Annotated in this window: 14 protein-coding genes; 8 read left to right on the forward strand and 6 right to left on the reverse strand. The window is 69.1% G+C overall.

Annotated features, from left to right (window positions below; genetic code table 11):
* The first annotated feature begins 20 nt into the window (after positions 1-20).
* Entirely contained in the window at positions 21-1,364 is a 1,344-nt protein-coding gene (locus tag ACK41C_RS01025; protein ID WP_409649309.1) for an ATP-binding protein, read from the forward strand.
* Between the two features lie 64 nt (positions 1,365-1,428).
* Entirely contained in the window at positions 1,429-1,869 is a 441-nt protein-coding gene (locus ACK41C_RS01030; RefSeq protein WP_409649312.1) for a DUF2147 domain-containing protein, read from the forward strand.
* A gap of 105 nt (positions 1,870-1,974) precedes the next feature.
* On the opposite strand, the gene proC is transcribed toward ACK41C_RS01030, so the two are convergent.
* The 3 genes from proC to ACK41C_RS01045 all read right to left on the reverse strand — a co-directional run bounded on the left by proC (position 1,975) and on the right by ACK41C_RS01045 (position 3,660).
* Positions 1,975-2,769 carry a pyrroline-5-carboxylate reductase gene (gene proC, locus ACK41C_RS01035; RefSeq protein ID WP_409649314.1) on the reverse strand — a complete coding sequence of 265 codons (795 nt, stop codon included), beginning with the start codon at positions 2,767-2,769 and terminating at the stop codon, positions 1,975-1,977.
* Between the two features lie 9 nt (positions 2,770-2,778).
* A complete protein-coding gene (locus ACK41C_RS01040) occupies positions 2,779-3,279 on the reverse strand; it encodes a YbjN domain-containing protein (protein WP_409649317.1) in 501 nt (166 codons plus the stop codon).
* 132 nt (positions 3,280-3,411) lie between these two features.
* Positions 3,412-3,660 (reverse strand): accessory factor UbiK family protein, encoded by a 249-nt coding sequence (locus ACK41C_RS01045; protein WP_409649320.1) that lies wholly within the window; start codon positions 3,658-3,660, stop codon positions 3,412-3,414.
* Positions 3,661-3,741: 81 nt separating this feature from the next.
* Between ACK41C_RS01045 and lgt the strand changes: the two genes are divergently transcribed.
* The 3 genes from lgt to pgeF are packed head-to-tail and all read left to right on the forward strand — an operon-like array spanning position 3,742 to position 6,424.
* Positions 3,742-4,602, forward strand: a complete 861-nt coding sequence (gene lgt, locus ACK41C_RS01050; RefSeq protein ID WP_409649322.1) for a prolipoprotein diacylglyceryl transferase — start codon at positions 3,742-3,744, stop codon at positions 4,600-4,602.
* Positions 4,599-5,654: a class I SAM-dependent methyltransferase gene (locus ACK41C_RS01055; protein ID WP_409649325.1), complete on the forward strand. Its 1,056-nt coding sequence runs from the start codon at positions 4,599-4,601 to the stop codon at positions 5,652-5,654. The genes lgt and ACK41C_RS01055 overlap by 4 nt, the downstream gene beginning before the upstream one ends.
* Entirely contained in the window at positions 5,651-6,424 is a 774-nt protein-coding gene (gene pgeF, locus ACK41C_RS01060) for a peptidoglycan editing factor PgeF (RefSeq protein WP_409649327.1), read from the forward strand. The genes ACK41C_RS01055 and pgeF overlap by 4 nt, the downstream gene beginning before the upstream one ends.
* Before the next feature lie 6 nt (positions 6,425-6,430).
* Here the strand turns inward: pgeF and ACK41C_RS01065 are convergent, their stop codons facing one another.
* The gene (locus ACK41C_RS01065; RefSeq protein ID WP_409649330.1) at positions 6,431-7,510 is read right to left on the reverse strand and encodes a mechanosensitive ion channel family protein; all 1,080 of its coding nucleotides are present in this window, start codon (positions 7,508-7,510) and stop codon (positions 6,431-6,433) included.
* A 137-nt stretch (positions 7,511-7,647) separates the two neighbouring features.
* On the opposite strand from ACK41C_RS01065, the gene ACK41C_RS01070 reads away from it, so the two are divergent.
* Positions 7,648-8,583, forward strand: coding sequence for a ribose-phosphate pyrophosphokinase (locus ACK41C_RS01070; RefSeq protein WP_409649333.1), 936 nt, complete (start codon positions 7,648-7,650; stop codon positions 8,581-8,583).
* 12 nt (positions 8,584-8,595) lie between these two features.
* Here the strand turns inward: ACK41C_RS01070 and ACK41C_RS01075 are convergent, their stop codons facing one another.
* Positions 8,596-10,416, reverse strand: coding sequence for a DUF885 domain-containing protein (locus ACK41C_RS01075; RefSeq protein WP_409649335.1), 1,821 nt, complete (start codon positions 10,414-10,416; stop codon positions 8,596-8,598).
* Between the two features lie 402 nt (positions 10,417-10,818).
* Here ACK41C_RS01075 and ACK41C_RS01080 point away from each other — a divergent pair, with 402 nt between their 5' ends.
* On the forward strand, positions 10,819-11,088 hold the full coding sequence (locus ACK41C_RS01080; RefSeq protein ID WP_409649338.1) for a hypothetical protein: 270 nt from the start codon (positions 10,819-10,821) through the stop codon (positions 11,086-11,088).
* A 116-nt stretch (positions 11,089-11,204) separates the two neighbouring features.
* Positions 11,205-11,966: a class I SAM-dependent methyltransferase gene (locus ACK41C_RS01085; protein ID WP_409649341.1), complete on the forward strand. Its 762-nt coding sequence runs from the start codon at positions 11,205-11,207 to the stop codon at positions 11,964-11,966.
* 205 nt (positions 11,967-12,171) lie between these two features.
* Here the strand turns inward: ACK41C_RS01085 and ACK41C_RS01090 are convergent, their stop codons facing one another.
* Positions 12,172-12,693: a hypothetical protein gene (locus tag ACK41C_RS01090; protein ID WP_409649344.1), complete on the reverse strand. Its 522-nt coding sequence runs from the start codon at positions 12,691-12,693 to the stop codon at positions 12,172-12,174.
* Between the last annotated feature and the right edge of the window lie 22 nt (positions 12,694-12,715).

Consider the following 12,715-nt stretch of genomic DNA (forward strand, 5'->3'; position numbering starts at 1 on the left):
CATTTCGTGGGCCCACGGCGATGCGCATAGCCTCGCCGCGCCTTCTTGGACGGCTCATCAAGCGCCGGCTGCCGAGCTCGCTGTTCGGCCGCTCGCTGCTGATCATCGTGCTGCCGGTGGCGCTGATGCAGGTGGCGGTGACCTGGATCTTCTTCGACGCTCATTGGCAGACCGTGACCAGCCGCCTTTCCGAGGGCCTCGCCGGCGAGGTCGCTTGGGCGGTGGAGAGCTATCAGGACGATCCCAGCCCCGCCGCCCTTGAGCGGCTGGTGGACCGGGCCGAGGCCTCGCTCAGCCTCTCCATCGCCCTGCAGCCGGGGCGCGACCTGCCTAAGGGCCGCCGCCCGGCCCTGTTCGCCGTGGTCGACCGGTCGCTGGAGCGGGCGCTTTCGGAGCGGCTGGACCAGCCGTTCTGGTTCGACACCACCCGCTACCCGGCCTATGTGGACATCCGCGTGAAGGTGCCCGAGGGGACCTTGCGGGTCCTCGCCCCGCGCGACCGCGCCTTCGCCACCCAGGGACACATCTTCGTCCTCTGGATGACCGTCGCGACCATCCTGCTGACCGCCGTGGCGATCCTCTTCATCCGCAACCAGACCCGCGCCATCGAACGGCTGGCGACGGCCGCCGACGCCTTCGGGCGAGGCATCGACGCGCCCGCCTTCAAGCCGCACGGCGCGCGCGAGGTGCGCCAGGCGGCCCACGCCTTCCTGGCCATGAAGGCGCGCATCCAGCGCCATATCGAGCAGCGCACCGCCCTGCTGGCCTCCGTCAGCCACGACCTGCGCACGCCGCTGACCCGGCTGAAGCTGGAACTGGCGCTCGCCGAGCCTACCGCCCGCACCGCCGAGATGAAGCGCGACCTGGCCGAGATGGAGCACATGATCGACGAATATCTCGCCTTCGCCCGCGGCGAGGGGGGCGAGACGGTCGAGACCGTGCGGCTGAAGGCCCTGGTGGAGGAGGTGTGCGAAGGCGCCCTTCGCGCCGGCGCCGAGGTCGCCCTCGACGTCGATCCGGACCTCGCCGCCACCGTGCGGCCCAATGCGCTGAAGCGCGCCCTTTCCAACCTGGTGATGAACGCCGCCGTCTATGGCGAACGGATCGCCGTTTCCGCCACGCGCCGGGCGGGCGGCGGCGTGGAGGTGATGGTGGACGACGACGGCCCAGGCATTCCCGAGGACCGTTACGAGGAGGCCTTCAAGGCCTTCAACCGACTGGACGAGGCGCGGAACCAGAACGAGAAGGGCGTGGGCCTGGGCCTGGCCATCGCCCGCGACGTGGCCCGCGGCCACGGCGGCGACGTGGTGCTGGCCCGCTCGCCCCTGGGGGGTTTGCGGGCCATCGTGCGCCTGCCGGCATAACCCTGTTCATCGAGCATTCAGCCGGCTAAGGCGGAGGTTCGGGAATTCGCCGGGAGACCCTGCCATGAAGACCGCCCCACTCGCCCTCGCCGCCGCCCTGACGCTCGCCCTGCCCGCCGGGGCTTCGGCAGCCGATCCGGCGGAAGGCCACTGGCTCACCCAGGGGGGCTCGGCGCGCGTCCGCGTCGCGCCCTGCGCCAACGACAAGGCCAAGATGTGCGGAACCATCGTCTGGCTGAGGAACCCGAACGGTCCTGACGGCCGACCCCAGACCGACGTCAACAACCCCGACCCGGCCCTGCGCGACCGCCCGGTCGTGGGCCTGATGCTGATCCGCGACTTCAAGCCGGCCGGCCCGGGCAAGTGGGCCGGCGGCAAGATCTACGATCCGGAATCGGGCCGAACCTACGCCTCCAAGATCGCCGTGAACGGCGACGGCACGCTCAAGGTGGAGGGCTGCATCGCCGTCGTTTGCCAGGCTCAGACCTGGCGGCGAGCGAGCTGACGAAGGGTGTTCTACGTCTACATCCTGGCGAAGACCCAGGTGAAACCCGCTGAGTTCAAGGCTGAATCTGGGTCCCGGCCTTCGCCGGGATGAGCGTTGGGTGAGTCAGCCCCCCAGCTCTCGCGAACGCTTGGCGGCGGCGGCTACGGCCTTGTCCAGCAAGGGTCCGAGGCCGCCCTCTCCCATCAGCACCTCGAGCGCCGCTTGAGTGGTGCCGCCGGGCGAGGTGACCTGGCGGCGGAGCTCGGCCGGCTCCTCGCCGCTCCGGGCCATCAGGGCTGCGGCGCCTGCGATCGTGGCGCGGGCCAGTCGGGCGGAATCCGTCTGCGGCAGGCCGGCCGCCGCGCCGGCGGCCTCCAGCGCTTCGACGAAGGCGTACAGATAGGCGGGCGACGAGCCGGAGACGGCCGTCGCCGCATGCATCAGCTCCTCCTCGGCCAGCTCCACCACCGCTCCGAGCGGCTCGAACAGCGCCTTCGCCCGCGCCCGGGCTTCGGAGTCGACCGAATAGATGCTGGCGACGCCCTGGCCTATGGCGACCGCCGTGGTCGGCATGACGCGGGCGACGCGCCGGCCGCCAAAGGCGTCGGCGACATCGGCGCAGGCCACGCCGGCGGCGATGGAGACGATCACCGCCTCGGGCGAGATGTGCGGCGCGACCTGGGCCGCCGCGTCCCGCCAGGCCTGGGGCTTCACCGCCAGGACCACCGTGCGCGCGGCGCCCAGCGCCTCATCGGCCGGATTGAGCCGGGCTCCCGCCGCGACGGCGGCCTCGACCTGGGGGCCGGGATGAGGTTCGCGGACGATCAGCTCGACAGGCGCGAGCGCGCCGGACAGGCGCCAGCCCTCGATCATGGCGCCGCCCATCCGGCCGGCGCCGAGCATCAGGACGGGGCCCATCGGCAAGGCTCAGGCCTCGCCGACGGTCTCGAACATGCAGGCGGCGATCGCGTCGGCGGCGGACTTGGCCCCGCCGATCAGGAAGTCGAAGGCCGGATAGAAGCGGTCGGCCGCCTCCATGGCCACGTCGATCATCGCCGCGGCCTGGGCGAGCGTCGGCCGTTCGCCGGTCATCAGGGCCATGGCGTGGCGGAACACCACCTCGCCGTCGTCCCAGATCTCGAAATGGCCGAGCCAGACGCGCTGATTGACCGCCGAGACCAGTTCGAAGGCCGCCGCGCGGCGCTCGGCCGGGATCTGACGATCGATGGACAGGCACAGCTGCAGGCAGTCGGCTTCCGGACGCCAGGCGAACCAGAGCTCGTAGTCCTTCCAGTCGCCGGCGAGCGTGAAGGCGAGATCGCCGTCCTCGGTGCGGTCGAACTGCAGGTTCTCGGCCGTCAGGACGTGTTCGACCACTTCCAGGGGATCGAGGGCGACCAGGACGTCTTCGTCAGGCTGCGTATCCATAGACCGGCGGTCCTTTCGCATCTGGCGGCGGGGACCGGGAAGGGCCCCGAATCGCCTGCGATAATGAAGGTAATCTGCTTCGGGCGCCCTGCGTCACATTCTTCTTCCGCAGGGCGAGCCGGGTTCGCGTGTTCAAGCGCCCTTGGCGGCCTTCTTCGGCGCCGGCGCGGCCTTCAGCGTGGCAAGCTCGGCCCGGAGGGCGGCGATTTCGGCCTTGAGGGCCTCGAACTCGTCCCGGCGGACCAGGTCGAGCTCGGCGGCCATGCGGTCGGCCTGAGCGCGGAAGGCGGCCTTCGCCTCCTCGCCTGCCGATTGGGCCAGGCCCATGGCGGCGGCCGTCAGCTTGGCGAACTCGTCCATGAAAGGGTTCTGGGTCTGCATAGGCCCTATATGGACCCGCGGGGGATGAAAGCGAAGGGCTTCTCGTCTAAACCCCAGGGAAGATCAGTGGAGAAGCGCGCCTTGCCGTTTCCGGACATCGACCCTGTCCTCGTTCAAATCGGGCCTTTCGCCATACGTTGGTATGCGCTGGCCTACGTCGCTGGCATCCTGCTGGGGTGGCGATACGCCGCGGGGCTGGTGAAGAACCAGAGGCTCTGGCCCCGCCGCGGGCCGCCGGCCACCGTCGCCCAGATCGACGACCTGGTGCTGTGGATCACGCTCGGCGTCATCATCGGCGGCCGACTGGGCCACGTCCTGTTCTACACCCCCTCCATTGTCCTGACCGACCCCCTGGAGATTCTGCGGGTCTGGAACGGGGGCATGAGCTTCCACGGCGGCGCGCTGGGCGTGCTGGTCGCAGTCCTCGTCTTCGTGAAGGTCAACAGGCTCGACCTCCTGCGCCTGGGCGACGTGGTGACCGCCGCCGTGCCCTTCGGCCTGTTCTTCGGGCGTATCGCCAACTTCATCAACGGCGAGCTGTGGGGCCGGCCCACCGATCTGCCCTGGGGCGTGGTCTTCCCTGGCGCAGGCCTGGCCCCGCGCCATCCCAGCCAGCTTTACGAAGCCGCCCTGGAAGGGATCGTGCTGTTCCTCGTCCTGCGCTGGGCGACCCATTCGGCGGGGCTGCTCAACCGCCGCGGCGTGGTCGCCGGCATGTTCCTGTTCGGCTACGCCCTCTTCCGTTCGCTGGTGGAGAACGTCCGCGAGCCCGACAGCTATCTGCCTGACTTCCCGCTTGGCCTGACCATGGGGATGATGCTGTCGGCGCCGATGTTCATCGGCGGCGCCTGGCTGATCTGGCGCGGCCTGCGCGAGCCGGTTCCCGCCGAGCCGCCCGCCCCCGCCGGCGAAGCGGCCGGCGAACCCGCCCAGGCGCGATGAGCCTGCGCGAGCGGCTGGCGGCCCAGATCCGCCTCGGCGGGCCGCTGACCGTGGCGCAGTACATGGCCGCCTGCCTCTACGACCCGCAGGACGGATACTACGCCGTGCGCCCGGCCCTGGGCGCGCAAGGCGACTTCGTCACCGCCCCCGGGGTCAGCCAGATGTTCGGCGAGCTGATCGGCCTGTGGGCGGTGGAATGCTGGAACCGCATGGGCCGCCCGGCGTCGGTGCGCCTGGTGGAGATCGGGCCTGGCGACGGCTCGCTGATGAGCGACCTGCTGCGCGCCGCTCGCCTGTCGCCCGCCTTCTGCGAGGCCGCCGACGTGTGGCTGGTGGAGGTCTCCGAACCCTTGCGCGAACGCCAGCGCGCCTTGCTGGGCGACCGCCTGGCCTGGGCGCGGACGCTCGAAGAGGTCCCAGCCGGCGCGCCCATCCTGCTGATCGCCAACGAAGTGCTGGACTGCCTGCCCGCCCGCCAGCTCGTGCGTGCCGACCGCGGGTGGGCCGAGCGCATGGTGGGGCTAGATCCGGAAGGCGAGCTCGTCTTCGGCCTGGCGCCTACCACGGCGATCGATCGCGACGCCTCGCCCGGCGCGGTGCTGGAGATCTCCGCAGCCCAGCAGGCGCTCGGCGCCGAGATCGGCGCACGTGTCGTCGAGGAGGGCGGAGCCGCGCTGCTGATCGACTACGGCCGCGCCGTGCCGGGTTTCGGCGATACCCTGCAGGCGATCCGCGCCCACCGGAAGGAACACCCCCTGGCCTCTCCCGGCGAGGCCGACCTGACCGTCCACGCCGATTTCCCGACCGTGCTCGCCGCCGCCCACGCTCAGGGCGCGGCCATCCCGCAGATCCTGACCAGGGGGGGTTTCTTGTTCCGCCGGGGGATCGCCCCCCCCCCCGAGGCCCTGACCGCAGCCCGCCCGGACCGCGGCGACGAGATCGGCCGACAGCTGGAGCGCCTGGTCGCCCCCGACCAGATGGGCGAACTCTTCAAGGCCGCCTGCATCCACCGTCCCGGCTTCGTTCCGCCTGCTTTCGAGTCGCCGTCTTGACCGCCCTGCCCGTCGTCACCTCGCCCTTGCTCGACCTGCCCGGCGTGCGGCACGCCTTCTTCACCCGCCGCGGCGGCGTCTCGAAGGGAATCTACGAGAGCCTCAATGTCGGCCGCGGCTCGGCCGACGAGCCTGCCGAGGTGGCCGAGAACCGGCGGCGCGCGGCGGCGCACTTCGGCCTGGGGCCCGAGGCGCTCAGCACCTGCTACCAGATCCACTCCCCCGTCATCCTCGTGGCGGAAGCCCCGTTCGGCGAGGCCCGTCCAGAAGGCGACGGCGTGGCGACGCGCGCGCCCGGCGTAATCTGCGGAGCCCTGGCCGCCGACTGCGCCCCGATCCTGCTGGCCGATCCCGACGCCCGCGTCGTGGCCGCCGCCCACGCCGGCTGGAAGGGCGCGCTCGCCGGCGTGGCGGAAGCCGCGGTCGAGCGCATGGTGGAACTGGGCGCGGCGCCCGAGCGGATCGTCGCCGTCGTGGGTCCCTGCATCGCCCAGACCTCCTACGAGGTGGGCTTGGAGTTCCTCGAAAGATTCACGACCGCCGATCCCCGGAACGAAGCCTTCTTCGCCGCGGGCGAGGCGGCGGACAAGCGGCTCTTCGACCTGCCGGGTTTCGTCCTTTCCCGCCTGCGCCGGACAGGGGTGCGGAGTTGCGAATGGATCGGCCGCGACACCTGCGCCGAGGCCGAGGCGTTCTTCTCCAATCGGCGGGCGTTCAAGCGGGGCGAGCCGGACTTCGGCCGGCTCCTGTCGGCCATCGTGCTGGACTAGCCTGGATCAGGCGGGCTGCGCCTCCTGCGCCGCGAGGTCCAGCCGGCCGCGCGGCAGGGCGTGGGGATATTCCGCCTTCAGGAAGGCCACCATCTTCTCGCGCACCTCGCAGCGCAGGTCGAAGGCGTCGCCGGCGTTGCGTGCCCCCACCAGGCAGCGCAGCTCCATGGTGCGGTCGGTGAGGTCGGTCACCTGCAAGCCGACCACTTCGCCGTCCCAGAGGGGCGAGCCCCGGGCGATCTCCTCCAGCTTGGCGCGGAGCTGATCCACGGGCGCCGAATAATCGACATAGATTATCGCCGAACCGATCAGCTGGGCCGTCTCCCGCGTCCAGTTCTGGAACGGCTGCTGGATGAAGTAGGTGAGCGGCAGGATCATCCGGCGCAGATCCCAGATCCGCACCACCACATAGGTGGAGGTGATCTCCTCGATCCGCCCCCATTCGCCCTCGACGATCACCGCGTCGTCGATGCGGATCGGCTGGGTGGTGGCGATCTGGACGCCGGCGATCAGGTTGGTCAGGAACGGCTGCAGGGCGAGGCCCGCGATGATCCCCGCCGCCCCGGCCGAGGCTAGCAGGCTGACCCCGTATTGCCGCACGCCCGAGAAGGTCATGAGGGCGAAGGCGATGGTCAGCACCACGATGAGGGTCGAGGCCGTGCGCCGCAGGATGCGCGTCTGGGTCAGGTGCTTGCGCGCCAGCAAATTGTCTTCGACGTCGATCTTGAAGCGGCGGGTGTAGAGCAGGGTGGCGATGTCCAGCGCCGTCACTCCTATCCAGCCGCAGAGGCCGATGAAGGCCAGCAGCAGGACCCGCCGGAACGCGTCGAGCGGCGCCCCGTCCAACGGTGCGACGGTGGCGCCGAGCGCCAGGCCGACGATCAGCAGGGCGAGCGCCGTCGGCCTGCGGGTCCTTTGGATCAGCTCGCGCCAGAAGACGTCGCGCCGACGCAGCACGCGCCTGACCACGGCCACGGCGATCCGGTGGACCGCCAGGGCCAGGAGCCCGGCGGCGGCGATAATGATGAAATTGAGCGCCCACACCGGCAGCCAGTCCGGGCGCAGATCGACGATCGTTTCGGGCATGGGAGAAGGTTAGCGGCTTTCGGGTCCGGTTTGGAACGCCTGCGCGCAGGAAAGGATCGGCGCGGAGTCCTCTTGCCCGCGGCCGTCCGCCTGCTACAAGCCCGCGCCAACAGCCAAGACATGACCTCGGGGGCCCGATGAAGCTGCTGGCCGGCAATTCCAACCGTCCGCTCGCCGAAGCCGTGGCCGCGCACCTGGACGTGCCCCTCTGCCGGGCCCAGGTGAAGCGGTTCGCCGACAACGAGGTCTGGGTCACCATCGACGAGAACGTCCGCGGCGAGGACGTCTTCGTCCTGCAGTCGACCAGCTATCCGGCCAACGACAACCTGATGGAGCTCCTGATCTGCGTCGACGCGCTGAAGCGCGCCTCGGCCCGGCGGATCACCGCGGTGATGCCCTATTTCGGATACGCCCGGCAGGACCGGAAGACCGGCGGCCGCACGCCGATCTCCGCCAAGCTGGTCTCCAACCTCATCGAACGGGCCGGCGCCGACCGGGTCCTGACCATGGACCTGCACTCCGGCCAGATCCAGGGCTTCTTCGACATCCCGACCGACAACCTCCTGTCCGCGCCGCTGCTGGCCCGGGATATCAAGGACAATTACGAGAAGACGTCCGAGCTGATGATCGTCTCGCCGGACGTGGGCGGGGTGGTCCGGGCTCTGGCCGTCGCCAGCCGGCTGAACGCCGAGCTCGCGATCGTCGACAAGCGCCGCTCCGGCCCGGGCAAGAGCGAGGTGGCCAACATCATCGGCGACGTCTCCGGCCGCCGCTGCATCCTGTTCGACGACATCATCGACGGCGGCGGCACGCTCTGCAACGCCGCCCAAGCCCTGGTGGACGGCGGCGCGACGGAGGTCTCGGCCTATGTGACCCACGGGGTGCTGTCGGGGGCTGCGGTCGAGCGGGTCAACGCCTCGATCCTCAAGGAGCTGGTGATGACCGACTCCATCCAGCGCCCGGACCGGGCCGAGGGCGCCGGCAAGATCCGCTATGTCAGCTGCGACCAGCTGATCGGCGAAGCCATCCGCCGCATCGCCAACGAAGAGAGCGTTTCCAAGCTCTTCGACTGACCGCCCTCTCCCCTACCGCATCCGCGCGACCATGGCGTCGACCCGCGTCTCCAGCACGTCCAGCGGCAGGGCGCCGTTCTCCAGCACCGTCTCGTGGAAGGCGCGCAGGTCGAACTTCGGACCCAGCGCCGCCTGCGCCTTGCGGCGCAGCTCCAGGATCTTCAGTTCGCCGATCTTGTAGCTGACCGCCTGGCCCGGATTGGTGAAGTAGCGGTCGACCTCGCTCTGGATGTCCCGCTCGGAGTTCAGGGTGTTGTCGCGCATGTACTGCACGGTGCGCTCGCGATCCCAGCGCTTGGCGTGAATGCCCGTATCGACCACCAGCCGCGCGGCGCGCCAAAGCTCCAGGGAGAGCCGCCCGAAGTCTTCGTAGGGATCGGTGTAGAAGCCGGCCTCCTTGGCGAGCTTCTCCGCGTAGAGGCCCCAGCCCTCGATATAGGCGCCCTGATAGCTGTAGCGCCGGAACATGGGCAGGTCGGCCTGCTCGAGGCTGCGGGCGATCTGGAAGTGATGGCCGGGCGCGCCCTCATGATAGGCGATGGCCGCAAGCTGCGGCTTCAGCACCTGGGTCATGTCCGACAGGTTGACGTAGAAGATCCCGGGCCGCGATCCGTCCGGCGTGCCGGGATTGTAGAAGGCCACCGAGGCGGTCTTCTCCCGGAAGGGCTCCACCGCGCGCACCTCCAGGGCCTGTTTCGGGAGGCGGGAGAACTGCTTGTCGGCCACGGCCATGTAGTCGGCGATCAGCCGCTTGGCGTCGGCCAGGTACTGCTGCTTGCCGGCCTCGGTGTCGGGATAGTGGAACCTCTCGCCGGTCTTCACGTGGGTGAAGAACTCTTCCAGCGTTCCCGAAAAGCCGACCTTGGCCTTGATCGCCTCCATCTCCCCACGGACGCGCGCCACCTCCGAAAGACCGGTCTCGTGGATCTGGTCGGGGGTCAGGTCGGTGGTGGTGAAGAACGCCGCCATGTCGGCGTAATAGGCCTCGCCCTCCGGCAGGGCCCAGACGCCGTTCACGGCGCTGGCCGCCTTCTGCATGGCCTCCAGGGCGGCGATATAGGCTTGGTAGCCGCGCCGCCATTCGCCCTTGAGCGCCGCTTCGCCCTGCGCCAGCAGCCACGCCTTGACCGCCGGCTCGGCCTGCAGCGCCTCGACCTTCTTCTTGAAGTCCGCCCAGACGGCGTGGTCCGGGCCGTCGTCGAAGGGCGCGCCCTTGATCTGGTTGCGGGCGTCGGGGATCACCCGGCCGAAGACGAAGGCGGGCGGCAGGAAGCCCTTGGCCGTGCGTTCGCCAAGCTCCGCCGAAACCTCGCCCGCCGCCCGCTCGAATGCCCGCAGGCGCGAGACATAGGCCTCGGCGTCGGCGACCGAATCCACCCGGTGGTTGTTGATCAGCATGACCGGCAGGCCGTCCAGCGCGCTGCCGGTGCTGGAGACGGCGTAGCCCTGCCAGTACCAGCGGGCGAGGCGGCGCTGCACGCCCACCTGGCGCTCGAAGAGGTCGTAGGAAAGCTGCGAGGCGGGGCTGAGCGCGGCCCGGTCGAATGTCCGCTTCATCCGCGCCAGCTGGTCCTCGGCCACGGCCAGCGCCTTCTGCTGGCCGGCCTGGGTGTAGTCGCCGAGTTCGCCGTAGCGCTCCTTCATGCCGAGCGCGGTCAGGGTTTCGGGGCTGAGCCGCGCGCTCTCCAGGAAGGCCTCCTGGAAGAAGGCCGCCAGCCGGGCGTCGGCCGTCGGCGCGGCGGCTTCCGCCGCCGCCGCCGCGCCCTGGGCCAAGGCGGGGCCGGTGGAGAGGGCGAAGGCGAGAACGAGGGCCGAGGCCGTGGCGCGGAGCATGTATCCCCCCAAAGGAAAATTTTCCGCGACCTTACGCCCCCGCCCGCACGCCCGAAGTGAATTTTTGGAAAGGCGAGGCGAAATCCTGCCGGCCTCCGCGGGGAACGGGGCAGGCGCGATTGGGGGTGGCGACGCGCTGGCGGCGGTGGGGTGGCGCGGTTTGCCGGTTGCAGCGGGGCCGGAGCAGATGCCCAGGGCCGCAGGTTGGGGACGGCGATGCGCCAGGAAGAGACATCCGCCCACGGCCGCGAAGCGGACTCTGTACCCCGGGCCTGAGCGAGAACGGCGTGCTCCCAGGCCGCGCAGCTTCAGCGCTGCCCGCGGTCAACGCTCCATCAGGTGGATTTTTCGTGACGCCAGGCACCGGATGTCTACTAACCTCGCTATGAAAACGGGGGGAACATGCATCACTATCGCTTAGCGGTCGCTGTCGCGCTCGTAGCTGTATTCTTTACCGGAGCGACCTCCCAAAGCGCGGCACAGACGTCGGATCGGCAGCGCGTCGTCGCCATCGCCGAGAAACTGCAAGCCGCACCGCTGGATCCAGCTCTCAGCGACGAACGGGAGTGGGCAGTCGCGTGGCTTCTCACTCTGATCATAGGCGCGATGTTCGCCATCACTGTCGCAGGCTTCCTCAGCGCTCTGTTGGCGGTTCGGCAGCATCGCAGCTAGGGCCACGGCCCATACCCCCTCTACAGCTCGTGTTTGCCCATACGTCGGGCACGTTGCAGGCGGCGGCATCCTCTGATTGCCTGTAGGGTCTCGGGCCTTCACCTAGCGGGGTGATCGTGAACGATCAGAGGAACACCTTCGGCGCGGTGGCGGCCGAATACGATGCGGTTCGCCCTTACTATCCCGACGAGCTGTTCGAGGATCTAGCTGATGTCGTCGGGGGAGCCGCCCAGCGGGTTCTAGAGATCGGCTGCGGCAGCGGCCAGGCTACAGCTGGCTTGCTTGGCCGCGGATGGGAAGTGGTGGCCCTTGATCCGAGCGCCGAGCTGATCGCCCTCGCGCAGGCACGTCTGAGCGCCGTAGAGTTCCACGTCGATCAATTCGAGACGTTTGCTCCGGAGCCGGCCGGTTTTCGGCTCGTCGCCTCCGCCCAGGCGTGGCACTGGATCGATCCGGCCGTTAGCTTCCCCAAGGCCGCCTCGGCTTTGCAGCCAGGTGGGTGGCTCGCGGTCTTCGGTCACGTTCCATCGTCGCCGCCGCCTAAAGTTTTGGCGGTGCTTGAACCTATCTACGCCGAGATCGCGCCGGATCTCTGGCGCCCCCCGCCGCAGGCCTGGTACTTGCCAGAAGGCCCCGTTCGCGAGCTCTTCGATGCTTCCGGCCTGTTCGGACCAGTGCTTCAGAAGGCCTACACTTGGACGGAGCGCGTGACCGCCACCGGATTTGTACGGCAGCTGCGCACTCGATCCGACTACAACGTGATCGCTCAAAAGCGACGTGACCGGCTGTTGTTCGAGGTTGAAAGGGCATTGGCTCCGTTGGGCGAACTCTCGTTGCGTAACGAAACTCATCTGTATCTTGCCCAACTCAGGTCTTGAGCCTCGAAGACTGCTAGTCGTCGAACAGCGCCGTTCCATCCGGCAGTTCACCGCCTCGGAATCCGCTAGGAGGTGGCTCGTCCCTTCGGCGCCAAGAAGAGACGTTGAGACCGGTGCGGGAAGCGGACACTGGGAGATCAGCGACGAAGGTCGCCTTTATGCGCGTTGGCCAATGACGGGTCGCGACCCATGGCGGACCCTTCAGTCAGCGGAAGGGTGAGTTGGGAGCGAAGTAGGTTGGAATCGCGCGGGGCCTGCCGTTCACGGGCGGCCCGTCATCAACGTTGCACCAGCTTGCGAGCGTTGCTCCCGTATCGGCGTCAGCCACCATGTTCACAACTTGGCACCCGCCGTGAACAAACTCTGGAAACTCCTCGCGACGCTCCACGACCCGAACGCCGGGCGGCGAGGTGGTCCAGATGCTCGGAGTTTGGACGTAGATGCCGAGCCACACCTTGCGCGGCGCGGGGAGCGTGAAGGAACCTGATGTCGTGAAGGGCAGATCAGCGTCGCTGGTGATGGTCGTCCGCAGGTAGTAGCGAACGTATCGATCCTTGCTGAGCTTCTCGCCGGGTAGAACTGCGCGGGCCTCCACCCTGCCCGCTGTCGCTGACAGCGGGGCCGATGTGGCTCCCGCCAAAACCAAGCAGCTTGCGAACAGCGCCAACATGGCGCTCACTGTCGCAGACGGAACGTCCGCTTTCCACCCGAAGCGGACCTTGAGCATCGATCCATGTCGGTTGCGCCAC

The sequence above is a fragment of the Phenylobacterium sp. genome (assembly GCF_046290725.1).
Taxonomy (GTDB): Bacteria; Pseudomonadota; Alphaproteobacteria; order Caulobacterales; family Caulobacteraceae; genus Phenylobacterium.